Genomic DNA, 24157 nt, shown 5'->3' on the forward strand with positions numbered 1-24157 from the left:
CGCCCACCCCCCGGCGGCAGCGACGCCGCGCCGCCCCGCGGCGAAGAAGACCGCCAGGCCCGCCACCACCCCCGCCACTGCGGCCGATTCCCGGTTCCCGCACGGCCCGCTCGCCGTCCTGGACGGCGACGGCAGCGCCTACGCCATGAACGGGACCGTGCTGGACTGCCCCGCCACCACCATCACCGAGCTGGTGGAGTGGACGCTGAACCAGTCCGGCCTCGGCGCCCCGCGCCTCAACCGCAACGGCAAGGACTCCGACCCCCTCGTCGTACTCACCGCCTCCGCCGCCGTGGAACTCGGACTCCCCGAACGCCTCGAAGGCCGCGAGGAGCGCCGCTCCCTGCGCCTGGCGGACGACCACCCGGTCGTGCAGCAGATCGGCAGGGCGAGGTGGCAGCTCACCCAGCGCGGGTTCGGCCCCTGGGCGCGCATCTACCGCAAGACCGACGGCAGCACGCGGCAGTGCGTACAGCTCGCCGTCCTGTCCTGGGACGCCCTCGATGCCCGCTCCTGGCCCCGCGTCGCCACCCTGCACCCCGCCGACATCGCCCGCGTCCTCGGCGTCTACGCCGGGCGGGTCATCACCCCGCGCGGCTCCACCGCCGTCTGCGGCCTGGAGCTGATGACCGCGCTGCGCCCGCCCACGCGCGCCGTGCAGGAGAACGGCACCTGGGTGTCGGGCCACAACCCCGGCAGCCTCGGCTCGCAGCCGCTGGACCCGGCACCGCCCGAGGCGATCGCCGAACACCCCGTCGTCGTGAACTCCGGCTGGACGGGAGGCTTCCTCAACGAGGAGGCCTACCAGTGGGTCCGCGACCCCGCCCTCCTCTCCGACGAGGAGTGCCTGCTGCCCTACGCCGTCGGCCTCGACCTCAACACCGCCTTCCTCGCCGCATCCGCACGCCTGACGGTCGGCCTCTCCGCACCCGACCACTTCCACCGGCCGGTGTTCAACAAGAAGATCCCCGGCTCCTGGCTCGCCGACCTCTCCCACATCGACCTCGACCCCCGCCTGCCCTCCCCGTTCACCCCCGACGGCACCCGCCCGGCCGGCCCGGCCTGGTACCAGACCCACACCCTCGCCTACGCCCAGGAACTCGGCCACGACGTCCACCCCCTCGAGGCCTACCTGCGCCGCGAGACCGGCGCCTACCTCGACCCCTGGCACGACCGCCTCAAGACCGCCTACCTGGACACCCTCGCCGACCTCGGCGTCACCCCCGACCTCACCGACGCCGACTTCCTCACCGCGATGGCAGTCCACCAGCAGACCGACCCGGCCATGGCCGCCGTCCTCGCCGCGATCAAGGCCACCGTCAAGGGCGGCATCGGCAAGCTCCGCGAACGCCCCCAGGGCCGCACCTACCGCAACGGCGACCCCTGGCCCGCCATGCAACGCCCCACCTGGCGCCCCGACATCCGCGCCGCCGTCATCTCCAAAGCCCGCGTCAACATGCACCGCAAACTCGCCAACATGGTGAAGCTGACCGGCCTGTACCCCCTCGCGGTCCTCTCCGACTGCGTCGTCTACCCCTCACCCGGCCCCTCCCCGCTGGACTTCCTCCCCTACGCCGCGCCGGGCAAGCCGCTGATGGGCGGCTTCCGCCTCGGCCCCACCCCCGGCCTGGCCAAACTCGAGGGCGTGCAGGAAATGTCCTGGGCGGTCGACCTGATGGAGAAGGGCCTCAACCCCGCCCGCCACATCAAGGGCGGCGACGCCGTCCTCGACGACGGCGAATAGCGCCCATGCCGAGGAGCCGAACCGCTGTGGGAGAGATCGAGGACGCCCTCGTCCGCGCCGACCAGGAGGCCTTCACCAAGGCCCCGCCCAAGACGTTGAAGGGCCGGATCAACTTCCTGCTGAAACAGCTCAAGACCACCCGCGCGGTCGCCGCCGAGCTCGGCGTCAGCCAGCGGTCGGTGGAGCGTTACCGCAAGGGCGACCGCAAGACCCCGCCCCAGCCGGTCGCGGACCGCATCGAGGCGGCCGTACGCGCCCGCTGGCAGCCCGTGGTCCGCGGCCGCCGCCGCAAGGAGGCCGCCACCAGCACCGGCATCACCGTCGAGACCCGCGCCCGGTTCGGCTACACCGCCCCCGTCGGCACCACCGACGACGGCCGGGTGCGCCGCCTCACCGTCCACCTCCCGCCCGCCTACGCCCAGCGCCTCTTCGACGCCCGCGCCCGGGGTGCCGACGACCGCGACCTGCGCGCGATCGTCGCCGAGGGACTGCAGGAGATCTACTTCAAGGACGGCGGCACCCGGGCCGACCAGCTCCGCGTCGAGTTCACCGACATCGACTACTTCGACGTCTCCTTCTGAACCCGGCCGCGCAGCGCCGCACACCGCGAACGCCGGATCCATCCGCCATGCCTCCACGACCCACCCCTGCACCACCGCCATCGACCGGAGCCGATCATGCCCGAGCCGAGCGGAAGCACCGTCCCGGAGGGCTAGCGAGGCGTGGTGTCGCCGGCCCTGAACGGGCCCCCGTGGCCGGGCACGATCAGGGACGCGGCTGCCAGCACCCGCAGCCGGGAGGCGCGCAGCACCTCACGGTCGGGGGCCACCGGGTCGTCCGCCGGACCGTTCGCGTGCCACCACAGGTCCCCGGCGAAGGCGACCACGCCCGACGCCGTGCCCGCCAGCAGGGTGATGTCCTCGGTGCTGTGGCCCGGGGTGCGGATCAGCCGTAGCGACGGGGTCAGTTCGTAACCCTCGGCATCCCGGTTCCTCCACTGATCGCCGCGGTACTCCACCTGGTGATCGTGCACCCGGGCCCGCCCGAACAGGCCCACGTTCATGGTGTTGTCCGGGTGGTGATGGCTGAGCACCACATCCGTGATGTCGTCGGGCCCGAGCCCCAACTCGGCGAGCGGGCCGAGGATGCGGCCGGGGCTCGCCACCATGCCCGGGTCGAAGACCACATGCCGGCCGGCATCGGCGATGTAGGAGACGGTGGCGGCGACTCCCGGGCCGGTGGAACCGACGTATCCGGTGGTCAGGATCGTGTACACGGCGCTGCGGCCGAGCGGTGCGTCTGTCATGACCCCGATCCTCCCGGGCACGCCCGTCGTGCACGAGTGGCACGGTTGCCACCGATCACAGGATCAGTGCCACACTGCAGGCGTGCCTCCCTTCGCGTCCGTCGCCGCATACGCCCCACCCGGCGTCGGCCTGCTCGCGGTCGGCATCGCCACCGAGGTCTTCGGCCCGCACGGTGCGCAACTGCCCGGCTTCGACTTCACCCTGTGCACCGAACGGCCCGGCCCGGTCCCCACCGACCTCGGCGTGCCCCTCACCATCACGCACGGCCTGGACCGGCTCGCCTCCGCCGATCTCGTGATCGCCCTGCCGTGGGCCGGCTTCCGTACACCACCCCCGCCCGCCGTGCTCGATGCGCTGTCGGCCGCGCACGAGCGCGGCGCACTGGTCGCGGCCCACTGCGTCGGCGCGTTCGCGCTCGCTGCCGCCGGCCTCCTCGACGGACGGCGGGCCACCACCCACTGGCGGTTCGCCGAACTCCTCGCCCACCGCCACCCCGACGTCTGCGTCGAACCCGACGCCCTCTACATCGACGAAGGACGCATCCTCACGGGCGCCGGAGCCGCTGCGGGCTTCGATCTCTGCCTGCACCTGCTGCGCCGCGAGTACGGAGCCGCAGTGGCCAACGCCGTCGCCCGGGACGTGGTCCTGCCCTCCCACCGCGACGGCGGGCAGGCACAGTACCTGGCCGCCCCCGTCCCCGCGGACTGCGGCGACGACCGTCTCACCGAGGTACTCGCCTGGGCCCGCGGAAACCTCCACGAACCGCTCCCCGTCGCGGAACTGGCCCGGCGTGCCGTGATGAGCAAACGCTCCTTCGCCCGCCGTTTCACCGCCGCGACCGGCACCACCCCCCACGCCTGGCTGCGGAACCTGCGCCTGAGCAGCGCCGAGGAGCTCCTGGAGACCACGGACCTGCCCGTCGAGGAGATCGCCCGCCGCGTCGGATACGGAAGCGCGGCCGTCCTGCGGGAACAGTTCGTGCGCCGCAGGGGAGTGCCGCCCCGCTCCTACCGCCGCTCCTTCACCACCACGCCCTGACGGACCAGCGCCCCGGCCGGCAGCCGGCACACCCCGCGTACGGGGCGGCCTCCTCCCACCGCACACCACCCGCCCGCGCCCCGGGCCCGCTCCGGCCACGGCGGTACGGGGCGGACCTGAGCCCCGCCCCGTACACGGCAGGACGCGGAACCACCGCGGAATTTTCGTCCAGGACAAGGGCCCGCGACTCCGGCGAACCTGGAGGCATGCCCAGAGACGACACGGACGACACGGGGGGACACGCCCCGCAGCGCACCGCTCACCACCGCTGGGACCGCGCGGACTTCGAGGAGGTGTGCCGCCGGGCGGCCCTGCGCGTCACGTCGGTCACCCTCCTCGCCAGCGCCGCCCCGTACTCCCCGATCGAGGCCGTGGCCGACTGCCCACGGACCACCGCGCCGGGGAGCACCGCTCGTGCCGGGGGAGCAGGTGGTGCACGCGGGGCCGTCTGTTCCCGGGGCTCATGGTTGGCTCTGCAGGGCACCGGCACCTGCACCGGCCCTGGCCCCCGCGGTGATGATCTCGGCGAGCTGATTGGCGAAGGCCGCGTTGCACCCTCCGAGCCGGACGAAGCCGTGGCCGGCCACCGGGCCGTCGTTGCACAGCGAAGGAAGGGTCAAGCCGGCGAGTGCGAGCGCGGTCTTGAGGTTGGCGACCGCTTCTTCACCGGCCTGGAAGGCGGCATCCTGGAGCCGCTTGTAGTGGATCCGTTCGGTACGGGTCAGTTCGTAAGCCATGCTGTATGGCTCCTTTCGCAGTGAATGCGGCGTGGAAGCAAGGCGCTTGCCCAGCTCCCGGATCCGTTCGGTCCGGCCGCCCGGAGGCGGCCCCGGCTGCGGGACCGGCATCCGCCGGTCCGTCACGGCTGCCGGCGCCGGGACTTCCGCTCCCGGCCGTGGCGTGGACGTAGCGGGTGGAGGACGTGCCGAGAGCACTTCGCTCCGGGCCGTGGCGCAGAGCCCGAGGGGCCGCGGCGCAGCCGTGCCCGATATGCGCAGGGCCCGTGACTATCGGTTTCGATCTTCGTTTCAAAGGTGCAGGCAGGCACCCTTTTACGCGTGGGAAGGAGCGGGTTGTCCAGCAAGTTTGGCGGCTGCCCCAGGCTTCCCGCTCCGCGACAGCCCGCCACGGGATGCTGCTCACCCCCGACGGTCGGCCGTGGCCCACGCCTCGCCACCGCGTCGGGTACCCCGCCCCCTCGGCAGTACGGCGCCGCGTGCCCGGCACGTGCGCGGCGGGACCGCGCAGCCTCTTGCCGGACAGACGGCTCCGGCGTGCCGGGGCCGCCTGCGCATCGCCGACTCGCGGGAAGCGGCGCCGGCCTGCGCGCACGGGACCGTCTCACACGGACGACCGTTAGGCGCCGAACCCCAGCCCGCGACTGCTGGACGACGGCCGGCCGCTCTTGCCGGCCCCGGGGTACCCGGGACGGCCGCCGGCCGGACCGGTCCAGTCCGCGGGGGTGGGCCCGGGTCTGAGCGTAGGGCCCTGCGGGTTGCGGTGTCTCGGAGCGGCCTGGCGGGGAGGCCGTGTGAGGGTGATCTGACGCACCAGCTGCTGGAAGCAGGCCAGCGTCGCGACGGCAGGAAGCGCGGACGACATTCCGGCAGTGAGAGTTCTGGGCGCCTGGGCCACGCACAGGAGCGTGGCCAGAGTGGAGAACAGCAGGACCATCGACCAGGAATGCAGCGCGCGGCGCTGGTGCAGCGCAGATCTGAGGATGGACAGGGAAGCGACCATCCAAGGGCCGTAGACCAGCAGGGGCCACCAGCTCACCACGCCGCGGGCCGTGTGCAGTCCGGCGCTGTGGCGCAGCGTGTCGCAGATGGCCAGCCCACTGAGGACGCTCACCAGGGTGGCGATGACGGCGACCAGCACAGCGGTGCACGTGCTGCCCGTTTGCAGCAGGGTCGCCGCCAGCGACCGCGGCACACCCCGGCGGTGCCCGCCGGAGGTCTGTCTGCGCTGGCCCTCGGCGGTGGCCTGCTCCAGCCCTGTGCCGTGGCCCATGCTGCCCGCCGGGCTCACCACGTCGCCGTAGGGGGTGCGGCCGAACGGCCCGGGCGCGGAGCTCTCCTGCAGTAGGCCGGCGAGCTCCTCCGCCGGATCCCACCCCCCGTTCACTTCATGGGACCATCCGGGCTGCTCCCCTGGAGCGTGCTGCGGTGCCGGGTCCGATCGACGCCAGAACACGGTGGTGTCCTGCTGGGGCTGAGGGCCGTGCATGTCGGGGTGCTCGAGCGGCTCATACACAGGGGAAGCCGTCCGAGCACCCGCCGAGGGAAGCCGTGGCCGGCCCGCCGAGGGAAGCCGTGGCCGGCCCGCCGCTCTCCGGCCCCAGCCCCCGTTCGAACTCGGCCTGAATCCTCCTCATCGTATGGAGGAAGTCCTCAAAGGCCGCGGACGAGAATCTCAGCTCGACTTCCTGGTTCTCGTGTTCCAGCATCGCGTTCTCGGATCCGCTGGATTCTGCCGGGCGCGGAGTGAAAGTCCACTTTCCGATCCGAGTGGTCCCGGGGGAGAAGGAAGGGGGCTTTGCTGTTGTCATATTCCGTAAACGCTGCCGATCTTGGTGAGGGTATGCGCCATCCGGGTGATGGTGTGAATGCATAGGCGCAACCCGGCCGCCCCGCCTGTTCCGGTACAAGCCCCGCCCCAGGTGAATCCTTTTCTCGCCGGATGATGCACGCCCCGGCCGCCGCGGCGACGGCTCCGCCCCTCCGCTCCCTCGCGGGCATCGGAAAAGAGGCTGAAACGATAAAGGGGTGGAATGCGTGCATGACTGCAACCGGAGTACAGGGCGCAACTGTGCATATGCCCCTGCGTTATGCCCACCGACTGTCGAGGGCGCCGACCATGTGCGCCCCGCGAACCTCCAGCCTTCGAAAGGTCAGCCGTGGGAGACCTCTTCCTGTGGATCGTGCTCATTTCCACCGCACTGGGCACAGGTTGCACTGCTTGGATGTCGTCCGGGAGCGTAGGCCTGTGGCGGGTGGACGCCCTTGAGCTGAGACGTCAGCGGCGCTTCGAGCAGGTTCTGTCCTGTCACGTGGACGCCATCAGGCGCTCCCGCCGGAAGGCCGCAGCGCCGACGGAGGTGTTCGGCGTACCGGCATCCCTGGGCACGGAACTGCTCGGAGCCCCAGCGGCCGCACCTCCGGACGCCGCAGCGTGGCACCTGACCGGGTGCCGGGCGGCAGAATGTGCTACCGAACGGACAGTCGCCGCCGTCGCTGCCGAATCCATGAAAACCCCGGCAATCTGTGCGTAAAAGTCGGCGGCAAAAACCCCGGCAATCTGTACATTGCTGGATTGTGCCGACAGCCGGCAGGTGCTGGTCCGACTGATTACGGAATTCCCGTGAGGCCTGCCGTGAATCCGGAATGTTGAATTTCGGATCACGTTCCGTGGCGGATCCGCAGAGCGGAATCGCCAAAGATCTTCGGCAGGATCTCTGCTCCCCCACACCGGCGGCATCGGGCCCGGCACGCCCACGACCAGCAGGCGGGCGGTTCGGCCGCCGTGCGAAACGAGATGAGATGGCTGACAGCGCACGACAGGGTTCACCCCGCGCAAAGATCATGTCCACGCCACCGCCCTGCGGCCGGCTGCCGCACAGCGATTCCGGGCCGGACGGTTGCGCAGGCACGACCACCTGCCTCCACCCCTGCCACTGCACCTGCGACGGGGACGTCCTCACCGGGCCGGCGACTCTGGCGGCCCCCTTCCTGCGCCGCCTCCAGGCCGGCGGCGGCGACACGACGGGAGGTCCCGTCAGCGGCTCCCTCACGACGGACGTGCTGATGTTCATCGCCCGCTCGCTGCAGGACGACGGCCCCGCCCACCTCGACTTCGCCGACTGCGCCACAAGACTGGGGTGTTCCGTCACCGAGGTGCGGGGCGAGGCCGCCTGGCTGGCCGAACACGAGTTCCTGGCCTGGGACGCCGACACCGACACCGACGCCGCCGGCGCGGTGGCACGGCTGTGGGTGAACCCGTCGGTCACCTTCCTGCCGTGGACGGATCCGAGAGTGGCTGCCGCACGGCACCGCTTCCCCTTCATCACCACGGCCGACAGGGGCATGGCGGCCGAGGAACCGGTCATCATCCGCCCGTACGACGCGGGCCGTTGGCACACGGTCTACCTGCGGTACCTGGAGACGACCCGGACTCCCTCCCTGGCACTCTCACCCCCGTGCTGCCCGCAGGGACGGTACGAAGCCCGCTGCCACCCCGGCCACGGAAGAGCGCGCCCGAGCCCGGCGAGGACACATCCAGGGCACCTGACGCCAGGGCACACGGGCTGGCAGGCTTCGCTCACAGGGTGGGGGACGGGTGGTAGCGGACCCTGGGGCCGGGACGGTAGCCCCCCGGGAAGCAGGGGCGGTGGGTTCCTTCTGCGAGGGCGAGGAGGAACTCGGTGACGGCCGCCGCCTGCGCACAGCGCCCCTTCGCCGCCCGCGGCCGGGGCGCCGCCGACCGCGACCTGCGCGCGAGCGTCGCCCGGGGAGTGCGCAGGAATCCCGGCGGTCTGCCGGCCCGGGCTGCAGGCGCGGCAGCGACATTCTGTTCCGGGGACACCTCGGCCTGCGTCGACCCCGACGTGAACCCCCGGCCGGCGATCGCCGGCCGCCCGTCCGGCCGGGCGCGAACGCGCGGGCCACGATGCCTCCCGCGCTCCCCAGGTGCCGTCGGCCCGAGCGGGATCCTCAGGTCCAGGGAAGCGTGCGCCACGGGCTGGCCGGGTCCGTGGTCAGCGCACGGTGGGTCGCGAGGACCGTCTCGTACCACTCGCCGAACTCCTCGTCGTCGAAGTGGAGGCAGCGGCCCAGGACATAGGCGGCAGAGAAGTCCTCCCACGAGCGGTAGTTGAGCTGGACGAGACGGCCGGCCCGCACCACGGCCGCCTCCGCCTCCTGCAGGGAGCACAGGCGGGCGGCGAGTCCCCAACGCGCCATGGCGGAGGCCCGGCCGTAGTCCCAGGCTTCGACGCTCCGGACGAAACCCCCCTCGGGCAACAGGCCGTCGGCGCGGAACCGCGCCTCGTAGCGGGCGATACGGCCGATCAGCCGCTGAACGCCGGTCACCTGGCCCTCCAGCTCCGCGGCGCTGACGGCGCGGCCGGGAGCGACACCGGCGGCGGCCTCGGCGCGCCGGCGCACCACGTTCCCCGCGGCCTGGCGCCAGTGGTCGACCTCGACGGGGCCGGCGAAGTCCAGGGCCATGGAGCGGCGAAGTTGCAGGACGAACTCCCAGACCTCGCTGACCATCCCGGCGCGCAGCAGCTGTTCCTGCGTGTCCAGCCAGTCCTCACGGGTGGTGACGCCCCACCAGCGTTCCAGCGTGCGCTTCTCGTCGCGGTAGCCGCAGCCGTGGTACGCCATCGAGTTCCAGTAGCGTCCGTTGCGCACGTTGATGTGCGCGCCGGCCGCGAGACCGAAGGCGACGGAGCCGGTGCGGGGGCCACCCACCTCCAGGGTGTGGACGACGTCCCGGGCCAGCCCCGGCCGTTCGACCGGGGCGGAGTGACGCTGCCACAGGGCCCGGCCCTCCGGCCCGGCCGGCAGGACGCCCTCGCAGGGGCTGCCGGGGTTGACCACGAGGTAGGGCGGGTCGCTCTGGTTCCAGACCTTCGCGAACCAGCCCAGGTCGTAGCAGTTGTAGACCGGGTCGGCGACGGGCGGCGGCAGCATGCCGCCGGTGTAGACGGCCAGGCACATGGTCTGGGTCTGCGGGTTCCAGTAGGGGTGGAAACGGGTGTTGCCCGCGTTCGCGTCGGCGTACGCCCGCGACTGCATCATGTACAGGTCGGCCCGTGCGACGAGGTCGTAGTACGCGGGCCAGTCGCCGCGCACCTTCGCCTCGTACAGCCCCCGCTCGACCGCGCTCGGCGCCTGCCAGCCCCGCGCCGACGCCGACGGACCGGGCAGGGCTCCCTCCTCGTGACCTGCTGTCAAGCTCATGGGTCAACCCTAAAGGCTTGTTCAGCGCCGTCGGCGTGCCGGTTGCCGGTGGTCCCGCTCCGGACGGCCGGAAGAGGTGAGCAGGCCCTGCACGAGGCCTGGCGTCGATGTACGCGACGTACTCCCGGGCCCCGCCGGCCGCCGGTGGACGCACCCGGCACCCCACTCGTCGTCGCAGCGAAGACACTGTGCTCCGGGGGTTTCTTTACGAACGGAATCGAGTCAAGGGGCCCGCCGGCCGGTGGGCAGGTCCGCGCGGACTGCCCTCACCCGGGAGGAGCGCCTGGAAATGCCGCCGCCCTGCCGGGTGGGCCGCCGCCGCACCCGATGGCCATCAACTCCCGGTGTATACGTATGATCACATGCGGAAACGCGACAGGCCCGTCGTGCTTCCGACCCTGCTTCACCCCTTCCCCGACGCGTCGGCGACCGGGGTGGAGAGGTTTCTCCCAGGCCCCGGCGACCGAGCCCGGGCCGACGACATCAGGGCGGAAAATTGCACATGAACATATTCACCCGCCGCGTTGCGACCGTGGCGGCCACCGGCGCGCTGCTCCTGGGCGGCGCCCTCACCACCGCCTCGACCGCCAGCGCCGCCACCATCGGCAGTGGAGCCTGCACCCACCAGATCAAGATCAACACTGACGTGTACACGGCGGTGAACTTCCGTACCGGGCCGGGCACCGGGTACACGGCCACCGGCCTGCTTTCCAAGGGCACCGATGTGTACTGGCAGTGCAACAAGGGGAGCAACGGCAAGCCGGGGGCTTGGGGCTACGTCACGGTGAAGTCCGGTGCCCACAAGGGCAAGAAGGGCTGGGTCGCCGCTCAGTACATCAACGTGCCCATGCAGCTCGACTGACATCCACCGGCCGCGAACGCCACCCGCTCGGGCCCTTTCGAACCTCCTGGTTCCGAGCCGTCACCTTGCACGTGCGTCAGGACCGGGACGGTGGAGGAGCCAGGGACCGGCCTGCCCGGGCGACGTCCCCGGGCGACGTCCCCGCGCGGCCGGCCCCCGGGCGGCCGGCCCCCGCGCGGCGGGCCCGGCGCGGGGCGTAAGGGCGAAGTGGGGCCGCTGCGCGGCCTCCGGCGCCGTTTCACGTACGCCTCCTGGATCCGCCGGCCGGCCTCGATCAGATGACCGTCGCATCAGGCGAAGCGACTGATCTACGGGAGGGCATCGCGTGGCCCCCCCCGGGCTCCCTGCACGCACGCACCGCTCCGAGGCCGCTCCCTGCCCGCCCGGCGTTCCGGCCGCTCGCACTGCGTTTGCCAGCCGCTACGACCGGCAGGAGACTGGTGGTATCAGCGTGGCCCTGCAGGGGGAATCGGGGCAGGCCGGCGCCGGACTTTTCCTCCACTGCCGCCGCACCCGCGGGTACCCGCTGTTGTCTGCATGTGCCGCGCGGCCCCCCGGTCTGTTCAAGGCCGCGGCAGGCTGCGCCCGGCCCCTTCGAAGGTCATGGAAGCCGCCGCGCGGGTGGGTTCGAAGCCGGTGTCGGCACCTCGGCCCCCGGGCCAAGCGATCACCCCTCGGTCCTCTCACTCAGGAGGTATCCCATGAGCAGGACCCGCCCGATCAACTGCATCATCCCCCCGTACATCCTCGAAAAGCTCATGGAGAGCGGCGACCGTGACGTCCGGCAGGCCGCCTTGGCCACCCTGCTGACCACGGCACGCCTGCGGGGTGAGCGATCGGTGCGAGCGAGTTTCGCCGCCGCGGCCGCGCCCGGCAATGGCCGGCGCACCGTATTCGACTGCGAGCACACCGAATCCTTCACCGGCGCCGTCCTGGGCAGGTCGGAAGACGGACCGGCGTCCATGGACGACTCCGTCAACCGGGCGTTCGAAGCACTCGGCCTGACACGTGACTTCTTCAAGGAGGCGTTCCAGCGCAACTCGATCGACGGCCGGGGGATGCGCCTGGACGGGTTCGTCCACTTCGGCCTCCGGTACGACAACGCCTTCTGGGACGGCCAGCGCATGGTGTTCGGCGACGGTGACGGAGACACGGTCGGCGACCTCACCGGCTCCCTCGATGTGATCGCCCACGAGTTGACCCATGGAGTCACCGATTTCACCTCGGGATTCGAGTACCACAAGCAGTCCGGGGCGCTGAACGAGTCGATGTCGGACGTCTTCGGGTCGCTGGTCAAGCAGTGGTCCCTGAAGCAGACGGCCGAAGAGGCGGACTGGCTGATCGGGGCCGAGGTGTGGACCCCGGCGATCGAGGGCGATGCCTTGCGGTCACTGAAGGCCCCGGGCACGGCGTTCGCAGGTGACCCCCAGCCCGACCGTATGAGCAAGTTCGTCCACATGCCCGACACCGTTTTCGGTGACTGGGGTGCCGTGCACTACAACTCCGGTATTCCGAACAAGGCGTTCTACCTGGCCTCCGTGGGCATCGGCGGATTCGCGTGGGAGACCGCCGGGACCATCTGGTACGAATCGCTCAAGGCATCCGCCGCCGACGACCAGTTCCAGGACTTCGCCGACACCACCTTCCAGAAGGCCGGGCAGTTGTTCGGCGTCGGCAGCCCCGAGCAGGCGGCCGTGATGGCGGCGTGGCAGGAAGTGGAGGTCCCCCTGAGAAGTGTCCCGAGCGGCCTCGCCCGGGCGCGGAGCCATGCGTTCAACGGGCACGGTGGCGCAGGCCGGGAGGACGGGCTGGCAGCCCTGACCAGGCAGATCGGCGCACTGAGCGACAAGGTGACGGGACTGGCCAAGGAAGTGACCGCGCTCAAGGGCGCCAGGTGACCACCGCAATGCCCCGCCGGTCGAGGGGCTGCGCGCCGTGAGGGTGACTCTGGAGTCGTACGGCGGGCTGGCGGCGGCGGCAAACTTCCGCCGCCGGCCCGACGTGCTGGACACGGACGACCTGCCCGAAAGCGATGCGGCCGAGCTGGCCCGGCTGGTGGCGGCGGCCGAAGCGATGCCCGCGGAGGAACAGGACGGGCGCGGCAGGGACGCGATGAGCTACGTGATCACGGTGGAGGTCGGGGGCCGCTCGACGGTTCTCACCCAGTCGGACACCGCCAAGTCCCCTGCGTTCGCGGCCCTGCTCGCCTGGCTCCGAGCCCACTTCGCGCAGCAGCGGTGAAGCCGAACGCCGGCCATCACGAACGAGCGCGGCGGCCCAGCCGGCCCGGCCCCATCGCAGCGGCCCGGGCCCCATCGGCCCGGGCCGCGCCGAGTCGGCCCGGGCCGACGCCGGCCCGGTTCACGCCAGGCCGGCGTGTGCCAGGGCCGTCGCGTTTCACACGGCCCGCTTGACGAGTTCGGCGATGCGTGTCTCCACCTCGGGTGTCATCCGGGTGAGGGCGAATCCGGCGGCCCACATGGGGCCGTCGTCCAGCTTGGCCAGGTCGCTGAAGCCGAGGGTGGCGTAGCGTGCCTTGAACTTTTCTGCGCTCTGGAAGAAACAGACGACCTTGCCGTCCAGAGCGTAGGAGGGCATGCCGTACCAGAGCTTCGGGGCGAGGGCCGGGGCGTTGGCGGTGACGACGGCATGGACGCGCTCGGCCAGGATCCGGTCCGGGTCCTGCATTTCGGCGATCTTCGCGAGGACGTCCCGTTCCGCCTCCGCTGCCTTTTCCGCGGCGGTGCCGCGGCGTGCGGCCTTCTTCTGGTCCAGGGCGTGGGCCTTCATCGCGGCCCGCTCCTCGGCGCTGAAGCCCTCGTACGTGCTGCTGCTGGCGGTGCCGGCCATGGTCGCTCCTCGAGTCGCTGGTGCTGATCGGCCCGGTCTGTTCCCGGGCCGGTCGCCGTGACCACAGAGTGCCCCGGCGGGGCCGCGTACCGCCTCCGTGCCGGCCACGGAGAACACCACGGACCTGGACCCGGTGCCGGCCCCCGGTGGTGCGTACGGGCCCGTCGTCATCCGGCCCGCCACGACGGGCCTGGTCGGCCTTGCAGGCCCCGAAGTCACGCTCTCGCCGCGTTCGAGGGCCGCGAGCACCTTCGGCAGCCGGGCGCGCGTGACCGCTCGCAGCACGCGCTCACCCCAGACGTCCGTGCCCCGTTCGTCCGTGCTGGTCGTCCCCTCGCTTCGCGCTGCGTCCGATCCCCTGCCCGGCCCCTCCCCGCGCCAGGTCCCGGGTCAGCCCGCCGCGGCGAAGGCGCCTTCCAGACGCGGTACGTAATCGGCGAGCGCGGGGCCCCAGCAGCCGTAGTTGTGACCGCCGTTGCAGCTCGGGGAGAGCGACGCACCGTTGCCGTAGTCGACGAGCCGGCTGGGGATGCCCAGCCGGTCCAGGCGGCCCTTGACCGTGTGGGAGGCGGCTGCGGTGTGGACGTCGACGAGGTCGTTGTTGCCGGTGTAGAGCGTGATGCCGGTGCCCGACAGCCGGGCGAGGTTGGCCGGCGGGGCGGCCGGGTCGACGGCGTTCCACACCGGGTCGGCACCGAACACCGGGTACGGGGAGCCGAAGATCGCGTCGCTGTCCACGACCGGGCCGTAACCGGTGCACCGGCCGGAGCCGGCCGAACCGGAAGTGGTGCTCGCGCACCAGGCTCCCGTGACGTTGAGTTCCGTGGCCAGGACGGCCGCGCGGTGGCGGCGACCGCGCAGCACTCCCGTCAGGAGGCCGGCGACGCCATCTGCGGTACGGGCAACCGGGCTGCACTGTCCAGCGGTGTGAAGAGGCTCTGGCACGGCCACCACACCGGGGGCCGGGGACGCGAACGCGACGGTACGCGACGGGACGCGACTGCGCCCGCTGGCACGCCACGGTGGCGGGGCCGGCAGGACGGTCCCGTGCTGTTCCGGACACGGGGCCCGCTGACGCTCGCGCCCGCGCCCTACGTGGCCTCCGGACACCCCGGTCCGGGGGCCGAGGACGAGGTCACCGCCGCACTGCGCCGGATCGCCCGCGGCGTCGGCGTCGGGCCGTGCACGCACACCGTCGGCTGGGCCCCGCGGGCTCACCACCGGTGCCGGGGCCGCCACCACGGACGGCCCCGGCACCCGGTGTGCCCCCAACATGCTGCCTACCAGCCGCAGTCGGGCACTCCCGCGATCTTCTCGCCGCCCTGGATGTAGATGTTGTTCACCCAGCCGATCGTGCCGTCGGGAAGCCTGAGCAGCGTCCACCAGCGGTTGCGGTACCCGCTGTCGACGATCTCCTCGCCGGGGTGCTGGCACATGCCCTCGGCCCTCGTCCGCGACACCGTGGCGACGATCTTCACGCACGAGCCGCGGGAGGGGTAGTGGACGCAGTCGGCGTCGGCCCCGTCGTAGCGGACGTTCACATTGGTCGCCCATATGTAGACCGACGTCGCCGCCGCGGACGCGGGCGACGCGGGCGAGGCAGGCGACGCAGGCGGGGCGGGCGAGGCGGGCGTGGCGGTGGCCGCCGGGGGGCCGGCCTGGGCGGCCGCGGGCGATGCGACGGCCGCCGGCGACCCCAGGGCCAGAGCCGCCGCGGCGGCGGCCGCGGCGGTCGTCACCTTGAGAAGACGTCGAGTGTTCACGGGTTCCTCGCGTGTGGTCGGATGATCGGCTGAACGGTGGTGACGGGCGCTGTCAGGGGGCGGATCTAGATGAACTCGCAGTGCACGGGGTCACCGGGGCCGTAGACCGGTGCGCCGGGGACGGGGGAGTTGTTCGAACCACCGCTGGCGTACACCGCGGAGATCCAGCCCAGCGTCCGGCCGGGAGTGATGATCTGGACCCAGTACGTGTTGGTGTACGGGCCGTCCGTCACGCGCCCGGCCGCGCCTCCGTCCATCTGGCAGTACGCCTGGACCCGGACGTTGGTCAGCCGTTCCGTGGTCGCCAGGGAGCAGGTGGTGCTCTGGCAGGTGCGCACCCGGACGTCGGAGGCCCACACGTGCACCGATCCGCTCGGCGGGTGCGCGGCCGCCGGCTGCGCACCCGCCATCAGGATCGACGCGACGGCCAGGAGCAGCCCCGCGAGTGCCCGCAGGCCGGCGGTGCCGAAGCGTCCGCTCCGGCGCGTGGTCGGTGACGAGTGCGTCATCGTGCGTTCCCTTTCCCGAGGTGTGCGGCGAGCGGCGGGTGCCGCGCGCTTCCGACCTCCTGACGGGAACCGGTCACGTCCCGTATGAGCGTCGCGCCGGCGGAATCGGCCCGCCCCCGAACGACCGCCACGCGCCGGCCGCGACCCGGCAGCCGGCCCGGCCGACTGTTCCGATGTCGCCGAGCGGGTCGCGCAGGACAACGCCCCGAACCCGACGCCGCCCCGCAGCCCGCGCCCCGCAGCCCGCAGCGGCGCCAGGAGTGCGGCGTACGCGCACCGGCCGCGAGGAGACCGGAGCGCCCCCGGGTGCTCGCCGGTCAGCACCTTCGAGGGGCCCGGATCAGGCGGTTCTGGTGCGACCGCCGAGCCACAGTGCCGTTTCGTGCGGGCTCCGCAGACGGACTACGCACAGCGGCGCGAACCGCGGGTCCGCGGCGCGCCGTTCGATTTCGGCGCGTCGCTCCGCGAACCGGGACCAGGCCCACCAGACCGGGTGGTCCGCCCGGAGCCATTCGCGCCAGCCCTCCCGGTTCCCGCCGAACAACTGCTCGCGCCGCAGGCTCCGCCCCAGCGAGCGTCGCAGGACGCGCCGCATCACCAGGCGTCGCGGCAGGTCGAGCCACACCACGGTGTCGGCCCGTTCCCACATCAGGTCGCGTACCGCCGCGGGCCCCTGTCCGTCCAGTACCCACCGGTCCCCGGCCACGATGCGGGCCGTGTCCTCGGCGAAGGTGGAGCTCACCTGCCACTGCGGTCCGCAGAAGTGCAGGGCGTCCACCTCGTGGTACGGCAGACCGAGGTCCCGCCCCAGAGCCCTGGCCAGGGTGGACTTTCCCGCTCCGCTGATCCCGAGGACGAGCACCCGTTCCATCGGGGGATCGTAGGACGGCACCGGGCGGTCCAGCGCAGGATCCTTCGGAAGCCGGTCGCGCAGGGTCCCGTACGCACAAACGCCGCGAGCGGACCGCGGCCCCGTGAGTCGGCTTACGGACCGGTACGGGATATACCCAACCGGGAAGGGGGGAACAAGATGGTCCCCTGTCTGCGAAGCCGGGGCCATCCGAGGGGGTCCGCCGGCCGCCCGGCCGGCACTGCACCCCACGGTCAGGGTGTGGTTTTCGTGGTGTCGAGCCGATTGACGCGCGCTACGTTCTCCCGGTCCTCGGCGTCCGCGCTCGCCTCGGCGGCGAACCAGGCGTCGAGGATCTCCTTGAGCAGCGGTTCCGAGGTCAGGCGCAGGCTGAGCGCGAGCACGTTGGCGTCGTTCCAGCGGCGCGCACCGTCCGCCGTGTAGGCGTCCGTGCACAGGGCCGCGCGAACGCCGGGAACCTTGTTCGCTGCGATCGACGCACCCGTACCGGTCCAGCAGCATACGACCGCCTGGTCGGCGTTCCCGGCGGCTACCTCGCGGGCCGCCGCCTCCGAGCAGGCTGCCCACTGCGGATCATCGCCGGGGCTGAGCGCCCCGTACGCCACCACGTCGTGTCCGCGGTCGCGTAGGTGCCCGAGGAGTGCGCGAGCCACGGGTTCGTCCATGTCCGAGGAAACAGAGATCCGCATGCCCCGAGACTAACCAGCCGCGGGAGGACGGTCGCCGCAAGCCGGCATACGAGACCCCCGTGTACTCGCCGGGCCTGGAGGTTCACGCGGGCGACTCTTCCTGCAAAGACACCCCCGCCACGGCGGCCGGGGCGCAGGCAGACGGTTTCTGTCGTACGGGCCGGGAAGTGGTGCTGCGGCGGGCACGGAGTCCGCGGACGCCCCTCGCGGCGCAGCCGGCGGTCAGGACCGCGAAGCCGGTGGCGACGAGCCGGAACCAGGTGTCCGCGAAAGGTGACGCTCCGGAACAGGCCGCCGACGAGGAACAGCATGGCGGCCGTCTCCAGCAGTTCGAGACGCGCCCGGAATCGCAGCGCCGGCTCGGGTCCGCGGAGCCGGCCGACGATGGGGACGAGGCCAAGGGCGTGCAGAACGGCCAGACCAAGAGCGACCCAGACGTACCGGTCGGGTACGTGCACGGTCCGCAGCGTACTGTCCGGCCGCCTCGACATGATGCGCCGGGCTGCTGCCGTCGGGTCCGTTGCCCGGGGGCGGCGGTCCGAGCGCCGGCGCCGGGGGTTCGCCGAACGTCCTGCCCCGGCCGGGGAGGACGCCTTTTCTCGCAGCAATTCTGAGAAGGCATCACGTCCGCCTCCTCTCGGGGCCGCCTGCGGGCCGCTTCATGGCCGGTCAGCGTGCGGAAGCGAATCCCGCTCCGGATGCCGTGCGGTCCGGGTCGCCGCACGCTGGGAGACATGCCGACCAGACGGAGACCGTGATCCCCCGTGTCGCCGCAGGGCGGCCGCAAGGTCACCGTGCACGCAAGGACATGACAGCACCGGAGTCGTCGCCCCTCGCGGGGAAGCCGGTCCAGCGCATCTTCAAGAGCATCCATCAGCTCCTGGACTCGAGTGCGAACGTGCAGACCTTCGTGATCGACTCCAAGATCCCGAGGGGCGAGATGGAGACGCAGCTCGCCCCTCTTCATCCGCACGCCGCACGGAGCAGCAGTACGATCCGGACTTTCTCGAACCCTGGGAACTCGACTGAGCCGCCCGTACGGGAGGCCATGGACGAGCACTGGAACCCGTCGTGGCCGAGCGGAGTGGCAGCGGTCCTACGCTGCGCGGCGTGAGCTCGTACGCGACGAGGAAGGCCCGGCGGACGTCCTGCCCGGGTTCACCGTTTGCAGGACGGTCGTAGGGAAGCGGCTGGTTCGGCAGCGGAGACGAAGATGCCGGTTCCGATCGGTCGTTGAGGTCGGGCGGAATTCCGTCGATCGGGGTTCGCGTTCTGTGTTGCTGACTGCCTTTTCCGGTACCGACCTTGGCGTAGATCGCCCGGCGGCGGCGCTGCCTGCGCGACGCTCCTGCCATGGGGGTGCGGTAGACGGGGCGGTCAGTGTTCGAGGTCGGCGCGCATGGCGGCGAAGAGGCGGGCGGCGTCGGCCGGGGTCGTGCGGGGGAAGAGTGCGACGGCGGCGGTGGTGGTGTCGGACCAGCCGCAGATGACGTCGGTGGTGCTGGCGGACTCCGGCAGGCTGAGGCACTCGAGGGATCCGCCGAAGGGGCCGGGCTGGTACGGCTTCGCGGTGGTGGGGGTGCCGGTGGAGCCGTTCTGCAGCGCGTAGTCGATCAGGCCGCGCCAGAGGTGCTCGCGACGCTTGTTCGGGTCCTCGGGAACGCTGTCGACGCCCACGAAAAGGATGCGGCGGCCGGAGGTCTGCCCGGCACGGTTGTAGTCAGCGACCACCAGGTGCATGCCGTCACGCATCTCGCCCGGGTCAACCGGGACGTCGGAGACCGCGCCGGCATCAGTGGCCTTGGTGAGCCCGCCGGCGGTGGCGGCCTCGGCCAGCGTGCGCTTGCCCGAACCGGCGGGCGAGGTGGCGGAGGCGGGCGCGGAGACGGTGGCGGAGGCGGCGGGAGGAGCGGGAGGGGCTTCGGCTTCGGCTGCGGGCTCGCAGGCGGTCAGCGTCAGCGTGGTTGCGAGGGCGATCGTGGCGAGGAGGGTGCGGGGACCAAGGGTGGGCATGGCGGAGTCTCCCGGGGTGTGGTGGTCGGCTGGGCTGCTGGGCCCCATGGCCGCACGCTAGTGGCCGACTGGGCGGGCTGGTGCCCCGAGCCCAGTTCCCTTACAGCACCGGGACACGGCGGTGACGCAAGAGCCGGCGATGACAGGCACGGTGGTTCGAGTGTTGCGGGCCGCGGCCGGTAGATAGCTGGACCGGGGGAGCAGTGGTGATGAGGGCGGCGCTGTACGGGCGCCGCTGTGCCGGCGGGGACGGCGGCGCGTCGGCTCGTGGGCCGAGAGGGCCGGGCACGAGAGGAGTCCCCGACACGACTGTGATGAGCAGCGACGGCGCCGTCCACACGGCCGCCGGCATGCTCGGCTACCTCGCCTTGGGTGCCGCCCTCGTCGTGCTCGCCGGCTCGCTCGCCGGCCGGGGCCACGACGGGTGGGCCGTGGCCTCGCGTCTCGTTCCTGGCGCCGTCCTCGCCGGCTTCGCGGCCTCCGCCGCCCTACGTCCCGGCTTTCACAGCCGGAGCGGTCCTTGTGCCTGCTGTGGCTGACAGCGGTGACGACACGCCTGGCTACCGACCCGGTTAACACTGCCCCCTGACGACGACCGCTCCCGCTACGCCCCCTCGCCGATGACTTCGACCCGTAGTCGGGCTCGAACGCTGCATCGTGCTATACCTCGCCCAGGCGGCCCGGGAGGCTGAAGAGCGGGAAGAGGCGTTCGGTGTCACGGTAGGCCGCGATGCCGCTGATCCGGTCGTCGCGGAACTCGAGGACTTGGAGAGCCCAGGGCAGCCGGTGCCGTCAGCCTGGGGCGGTACTGGCCGAACCCGGGGGAACCGCAAGGTGGCCAAGGCGGGGCGTGAGCGGTTCGATGCCGCGTTCAACAAGGCCGTGGGCGGCACCGCCGTCGCGCGGCGCGGCACCGACGAGAAGACGCAGGCGGCGCTGGGGCGGCTGACCAAGACGGCCGCCCGCAAACTCATCACCGCCTTGGTCGGCCCCTGCATGGCCGACCCACCCCACGGCTCCTACCGGCAGCCGGGACCGGCTCACCGTGGTTGTGACCACCGGTCCGGCAGCCCCACAGTCCACCACGGCGGCCGCCCCGCGGATGCCCCATCCTCTACAGCGCGTAACGGGCCAGTGCCGACGAACAGGACCCGTACCGAGCCGGGAAGCCTAGCCTGGTACGCCACCGTCGGCCTGCACCCCGGGAGATCCCGCGGTGCTCTGCGGGGCCGGTGTCCCCTCAGGTGCCGACGGCGGTCACACCGAACATGAGGGTTCGGCGGCTGACGTCGTAGTGCACGGTCGGTGTGCTGCTCAGGAGATCCTGGAGGACGTCGGCGTCGTCGGCGTCGACGGTCAGTACCTCTTCCCAGGCTCCTTCGTCGAGGACGAGCTGCAGGGTGATGGTGCCGCTGGCGCCGGGCGCGCCGGCCACCCAGCTGAACTGGTAGTGGCTGAGCTGGCGCACCTTGATGCTGTCGTCCGTGACGGGCTGCGTCACCTTGGTCGTGGTAGCTCTGGCCATGGCCTGTCTCCTTGTGTGAATGACCTCTGGTGCGGTGGGCGGATCGAACTGGGGCCAGCGAGCAGCGGACAGGGCAGCGTCCGACACAGGGCCGAATGGGCAGGCTGGCTTGTAAGTTCAGCAGTAGCCGGCCACCGGGCCGTGGTGGCAGGCACGGCGTACGGCGGCCATGCTTCTGCCGCCTGCCATGGCCAGGGGGGAGGCGGCGCGACGCAGCATTCCCGCCTGCTGCTGCTCGGGGCGCTGCTGCTCTCCGTGCAGCGCGTTGAGGACGACAATCCCGGCGGTCAGGGCCGGTACGGCCCACTGCAGCAGCGCGAGGTGGCGCTGCGCCTGCCCCAGTTCCACCGGGTGGTCGGCGGCAGCCTCCCGATCCTCGGAGTCCGGGGACGAGGCGAGCTCGATCTTCTTGCCCAGGACACGGCTGTAGGCGGTGGCGGCGAGCGCGGCTCCGGTGAGGACCGTCTTGGCGAGGGTGGAGGCGCCCACACCGCTCTGGTACGCCACGCGGGCGCTGTTGGCGCCCAGGAGTCCGGCGCCGCCTACGAGGTGGGCGCCGATCGCTGCCGCGTTCACCGGCGTCCAGGCAGCCCAGCCGGCGCTGGCGACCCGCGCGGCCAGAGGCGGCTCCTTCACGGCGTTGCGCGCCGCTCCGTTCAACCCGACGGCCCCCATGAGAGAGCCCCCGAACCAAGCCGCCAGGCCGATGTCATGCAGACTGCGCATGACCGTGTTGCGTTCAGACATCTGAGTCCTTCCCACACAGGCGTCCCTGCGGGCGCAGGGCACCGGACTCAGGCTTATGGTGATCGACGGCACCTGCCAGATGAGGCGCGCAGTTGGACGAACCCCACCCCCCCCGCCGGAGGAGACGGGGCAGTGCCCAGCACCGGCCGGCTCGTGTCGGAGGAAGCCGGTGACCAGACGCCCTGCGGCGGGGAGCGCGCGATCTGACCCTCGGGTGTCTGAACCAGCCGGTGCTGTCCTTTCACCGGTCGGGTCCGCCGCTACGGGCGGGGGCGGTGCAACGGCGCCCACCCCCGAAGGGTTCGGCTCACCGCCTTTGCGTAACGGTGGCGCCCGGGCCGCGTTGAGCACGGCGACAGGCGCACGAGTTCCGACACCCCCACGGCGGAACTCGCGCGGGTGATGGCCCCGACTTCGCTCCCTGCGTCGGGGCCGTCGTCATTCCCACCCCGATCGAGGCGCTCGGGGGCGCGGGGAGGATTGCCGCGCCTGGCGGCCCGCAGGGCCCGGAGGCGGACCAGCGGTGTACGCCGCTCGCCGTAGCCGAGTGCCGGGCACTTCTCATGCCACCTTGATGATGACCTTGCCCGAGGTGTGACCGTTCTCGACGGTGGCGAGTGCGGCCGGGGCGTCGGAGAGCGGATGGACCGCGGTGATCACGGGGGCGAGGACTCCGTCGAGGGCCAGCCGGGCCGAACGCTCCAGGTTCTCGCGGTCGACGCGACGCTCGACGAAACGCCCACCGAGATCGGTCACAGACATGTCGCCCACAGCGATGACGTTGAGGGGATTCCGGGCCAGCGGAGCGACCGTCCGCAGCGAGGTGCCTCCGACCAGGTCGACGATCGCGTCGAAGCCGCCCGGAACCAGATCGCGTGCCGCGGCGGCCACATCCTCGGCGGTGTAGTCGATGAACCACACCCCAATGCCCTCGGCGTGCTCGCGCTTGGCAGTACTCCCGACGCCGATCACGCGCAGCTCGCGGCCGATCGCCAATCGGGCGACGGCGAGGCCGACCCCGCCCCCGACCCCGTTGACCAGGACCGTGGCACCGGCCGGGAGGCCGAGCTGGTCGAGCACGTCCACCGCGGTCGTCCCGGCCACTGGCAGCGTTGCCGCCACGGTTGCGGACAGACCATCCGGGATGCGTGCGGTGTTCGGCGCGGACAGCACCGTCGTCTCGGCGTAGGTGCCGCCACCGGTGAGTGCGAAGCCGAAGACCGCGTCACCCACCTCAAGCCCGTTGACGTCCTCGCCCAGGGCGAGAACGGTTCCGGCTGCCTCCATGCCCAGCACACGGGGAAACACACGCCCGCCGTCGAGCCCGTCGACCAGACCGGAGCGCAGAAGGTGGTCGAGGGGATTCACGCCGGCGACATCGACCCGGATCAGCACCTCACCGCGACCGGGTATGGGATCGGGACGATCGAAGAACTCCTGCACCTCGGGCCCGCCATACCTGCCGAAACCCCATGCCTGCCCCATCCTCTGCCGCCTCTCGTCCGACCGACCCGGTGATTCCGGGCGCTGTCGCCATCCTCACCTCTGACATTGATGTCAGGGGCAACAGGCTGAGATGCAGATCACAGCATCAGGTCGACTGCGCCACCGGCTCCGGGCCCGTGGACAGCTCCGCCCGGTACCGGCTGTTGGCCCTGATCAGTACGTCGAGTGCATCCCGGGTCTCGATCAGGTGCGCGATGTCGGCGTCGACCCGGTCGCGCTCGCGCATCATCGCCGCGAACGTCTCCTCGGCGACGCCCAGGTCACCCGGGACGTCCACACACGGCAGCACCGTCGCGATCACCCGGCTGGACATACCCGCGTCGAACAACTGCCGGATGAGCGATACGCGCTGGACCGCAGCATCGGAATAGTGACGCTGCCCCGCGTCGGAGCGTGAGCTGCCCAGCAGTCCCTGCTCTTCGTAGTACCGCAGTGAGCGCGGACTCACGCCCGTGCGCTTCGACAACTCGCCTATCCGCATCCTGGAGAGCCTACGCCCGCGCGTGCCCCAGGCTCGGACCGCCGAGGGGGCGCGGATGACGGCTCGGGCGGTCGCGGTCTGGGTCAGGCTGAGCGGACGCTTCTCGAGCTCACCGGTTCGGCCCATTGTCCGTGACGGGCGGGCGCCTCCGGCCGTTGTGGGGGACGTCGTCCGTGCCGTACTTCCCCCACGGCAGAGTGAGTTCAAGGAGATCTTGATGTTCCGTTTCGCCAAGGCCGTAGTCGTTACCGCCGCCACTGGTGCCGTCCTGGCAGGCGGGGCCGGCATG

At 71.8% G+C, this 24157-nt stretch carries 25 protein-coding genes and 1 pseudogene; 9 read left to right on the forward strand and 17 right to left on the reverse strand.

Translation table 11 applies throughout. From position 1 onward, the window contains the following. Both tap and tpg read left to right on the forward strand, forming a co-directional pair. Positions 1 to 1744 (forward strand): telomere-associated protein Tap (gene tap, locus IH80_RS0135665; RefSeq protein ID WP_030965964.1); only part of this gene is annotated, 1744 nt, incomplete at its 5' end. Positions 1745 to 1770: 26 nt separating this feature from the next. Further along, on the forward strand, positions 1771 to 2325 hold the full coding sequence (gene tpg / locus IH80_RS0135670) for a telomere-protecting terminal protein Tpg (protein WP_030965965.1): 555 nt from the start codon (positions 1771 to 1773) through the stop codon (positions 2323 to 2325). 131 nt (positions 2326 to 2456) lie between these two features. On the opposite strand, the gene IH80_RS0135675 is transcribed toward tpg, so the two are convergent. Then, positions 2457 to 3050, reverse strand: coding sequence for an MBL fold metallo-hydrolase (locus tag IH80_RS0135675; RefSeq protein WP_030965966.1), 594 nt, complete (start codon positions 3048 to 3050; stop codon positions 2457 to 2459). 82 nt (positions 3051 to 3132) lie between these two features. Between IH80_RS0135675 and IH80_RS0135680 the strand changes: the two genes are divergently transcribed. Next, positions 3133 to 4089: a GlxA family transcriptional regulator gene (locus IH80_RS0135680; protein ID WP_030965967.1), complete on the forward strand. Its 957-nt coding sequence runs from the start codon at positions 3133 to 3135 to the stop codon at positions 4087 to 4089. A gap of 461 nt (positions 4090 to 4550) precedes the next feature. Here the strand turns inward: IH80_RS0135680 and IH80_RS0135690 are convergent, their stop codons facing one another. Together IH80_RS0135690 and IH80_RS40160 are read right to left on the reverse strand one after the other, a co-directional pair. Then, on the reverse strand, positions 4551 to 4826 hold the full coding sequence (locus IH80_RS0135690; protein ID WP_051810290.1) for a hypothetical protein: 276 nt from the start codon (positions 4824 to 4826) through the stop codon (positions 4551 to 4553). Positions 4827 to 5445: 619 nt separating this feature from the next. Beyond that, a complete protein-coding gene (locus IH80_RS40160) occupies positions 5446 to 6213 on the reverse strand; it encodes a hypothetical protein (protein WP_051810291.1) in 768 nt (255 codons plus the stop codon). 1457 nt (positions 6214 to 7670) lie between these two features. On the opposite strand from IH80_RS40160, the gene IH80_RS0135705 reads away from it, so the two are divergent. After that, positions 7671 to 8513, forward strand: coding sequence for a hypothetical protein (locus tag IH80_RS0135705; protein WP_234432497.1), 843 nt, complete (start codon positions 7671 to 7673; stop codon positions 8511 to 8513). A 285-nt stretch (positions 8514 to 8798) separates the two neighbouring features. On the opposite strand, the gene IH80_RS0135710 is transcribed toward IH80_RS0135705, so the two are convergent. After that, positions 8799 to 10052, reverse strand: coding sequence for a DUF1266 domain-containing protein (locus tag IH80_RS0135710; RefSeq protein WP_030965974.1), 1254 nt, complete (start codon positions 10050 to 10052; stop codon positions 8799 to 8801). 502 nt (positions 10053 to 10554) lie between these two features. Between IH80_RS0135710 and IH80_RS0135715 the strand changes: the two genes are divergently transcribed. From IH80_RS0135715 to IH80_RS0135725, 3 genes are all read left to right on the forward strand, one after another. Continuing rightward, positions 10555 to 10914: an SH3 domain-containing protein gene (locus tag IH80_RS0135715; protein WP_030965975.1), complete on the forward strand. Its 360-nt coding sequence runs from the start codon at positions 10555 to 10557 to the stop codon at positions 10912 to 10914. A gap of 701 nt (positions 10915 to 11615) precedes the next feature. After that, positions 11616 to 12812 (forward strand): M4 family metallopeptidase, encoded by a 1197-nt coding sequence (locus IH80_RS0135720; protein ID WP_030965976.1) that lies wholly within the window; start codon positions 11616 to 11618, stop codon positions 12810 to 12812. Positions 12813 to 12849: 37 nt separating this feature from the next. Next, positions 12850 to 13155 (forward strand): protealysin inhibitor emfourin, encoded by a 306-nt coding sequence (locus tag IH80_RS0135725; protein WP_030965977.1) that lies wholly within the window; start codon positions 12850 to 12852, stop codon positions 13153 to 13155. A gap of 156 nt (positions 13156 to 13311) precedes the next feature. On the opposite strand, the gene IH80_RS0135730 is transcribed toward IH80_RS0135725, so the two are convergent. The 6 genes from IH80_RS0135730 to IH80_RS0135755 all read right to left on the reverse strand — a co-directional run bounded on the left by IH80_RS0135730 (position 13312) and on the right by IH80_RS0135755 (position 17596). Beyond that, a complete protein-coding gene (locus tag IH80_RS0135730) occupies positions 13312 to 13764 on the reverse strand; it encodes an iron chaperone (protein ID WP_030965979.1) in 453 nt (150 codons plus the stop codon). Between the two features lie 390 nt (positions 13765 to 14154). After that, on the reverse strand, positions 14155 to 14628 hold the full coding sequence (locus tag IH80_RS0135735; protein WP_234432498.1) for a hypothetical protein: 474 nt from the start codon (positions 14626 to 14628) through the stop codon (positions 14155 to 14157). A 416-nt stretch (positions 14629 to 15044) separates the two neighbouring features. After that, complete coding sequence (locus tag IH80_RS45525) at positions 15045 to 15527, reverse strand: hypothetical protein (protein ID WP_199819359.1); 483 nt, start codon at positions 15525 to 15527, stop codon at positions 15045 to 15047. 65 nt (positions 15528 to 15592) lie between these two features. Then, complete coding sequence (locus tag IH80_RS0135745) at positions 15593 to 16036, reverse strand: hypothetical protein (protein WP_030965983.1); 444 nt, start codon at positions 16034 to 16036, stop codon at positions 15593 to 15595. A gap of 340 nt (positions 16037 to 16376) precedes the next feature. Then, positions 16377 to 16907 carry an AAA family ATPase gene (locus tag IH80_RS0135750; protein WP_030965984.1) on the reverse strand — a complete coding sequence of 177 codons (531 nt, stop codon included), beginning with the start codon at positions 16905 to 16907 and terminating at the stop codon, positions 16377 to 16379. Between the two features lie 233 nt (positions 16908 to 17140). Then, positions 17141 to 17596, reverse strand: coding sequence for an RpiB/LacA/LacB family sugar-phosphate isomerase (locus tag IH80_RS0135755; protein ID WP_030965985.1), 456 nt, complete (start codon positions 17594 to 17596; stop codon positions 17141 to 17143). An 808-nt stretch (positions 17597 to 18404) separates the two neighbouring features. On the opposite strand from IH80_RS0135755, the gene IH80_RS45530 reads away from it, so the two are divergent. Beyond that, on the forward strand, positions 18405 to 18710 hold the full coding sequence (locus IH80_RS45530; protein WP_030965986.1) for a hypothetical protein: 306 nt from the start codon (positions 18405 to 18407) through the stop codon (positions 18708 to 18710). A gap of 263 nt (positions 18711 to 18973) precedes the next feature. On the opposite strand, the gene IH80_RS45120 is transcribed toward IH80_RS45530, so the two are convergent. After that, positions 18974 to 19609: a hypothetical protein gene (locus IH80_RS45120; RefSeq protein ID WP_158943788.1), complete on the reverse strand. Its 636-nt coding sequence runs from the start codon at positions 19607 to 19609 to the stop codon at positions 18974 to 18976. A gap of 314 nt (positions 19610 to 19923) precedes the next feature. Between IH80_RS45120 and IH80_RS40165 the strand changes: the two genes are divergently transcribed. Beyond that, on the forward strand, positions 19924 to 20148 hold the full coding sequence (locus IH80_RS40165; RefSeq protein ID WP_051810293.1) for a hypothetical protein: 225 nt from the start codon (positions 19924 to 19926) through the stop codon (positions 20146 to 20148). Between the two features lie 121 nt (positions 20149 to 20269). Here IH80_RS40165 and IH80_RS46570 read toward each other — a convergent pair. The 6 genes and pseudogenes from IH80_RS46570 to IH80_RS46575 form a co-directional block, all read right to left on the reverse strand. Continuing rightward, a pseudogene (locus IH80_RS46570) lies at positions 20270 to 20438 on the reverse strand (RNA polymerase subunit sigma-70); the annotation flags it as partial. A gap of 411 nt (positions 20439 to 20849) precedes the next feature. Beyond that, positions 20850 to 21134 (reverse strand): hypothetical protein, encoded by a 285-nt coding sequence (locus IH80_RS0135775; RefSeq protein ID WP_030965989.1) that lies wholly within the window; start codon positions 21132 to 21134, stop codon positions 20850 to 20852. Between the two features lie 117 nt (positions 21135 to 21251). Further along, complete coding sequence (locus IH80_RS0135780) at positions 21252 to 21881, reverse strand: hypothetical protein (protein WP_051810294.1); 630 nt, start codon at positions 21879 to 21881, stop codon at positions 21252 to 21254. A gap of 561 nt (positions 21882 to 22442) precedes the next feature. Then, the gene (locus tag IH80_RS0135785) at positions 22443 to 23324 is read right to left on the reverse strand and encodes an NADP-dependent oxidoreductase (RefSeq protein WP_037882065.1); all 882 of its coding nucleotides are present in this window, start codon (positions 23322 to 23324) and stop codon (positions 22443 to 22445) included. 148 nt (positions 23325 to 23472) lie between these two features. Next, a complete protein-coding gene (locus IH80_RS0135790) occupies positions 23473 to 23868 on the reverse strand; it encodes a MerR family transcriptional regulator (RefSeq protein ID WP_030965992.1) in 396 nt (131 codons plus the stop codon). A 109-nt stretch (positions 23869 to 23977) separates the two neighbouring features. Beyond that, positions 23978 to 24157: hypothetical protein (locus IH80_RS46575; protein WP_234432499.1), on the reverse strand; the 180-nt coding region annotated here is incomplete at its 5' end.

It is taken from the genome of Streptomyces sp. NRRL S-378, from assembly GCF_000720645.1.
GTDB lineage: Bacteria > Actinomycetota > Actinomycetes > Streptomycetales > Streptomycetaceae > Streptomyces.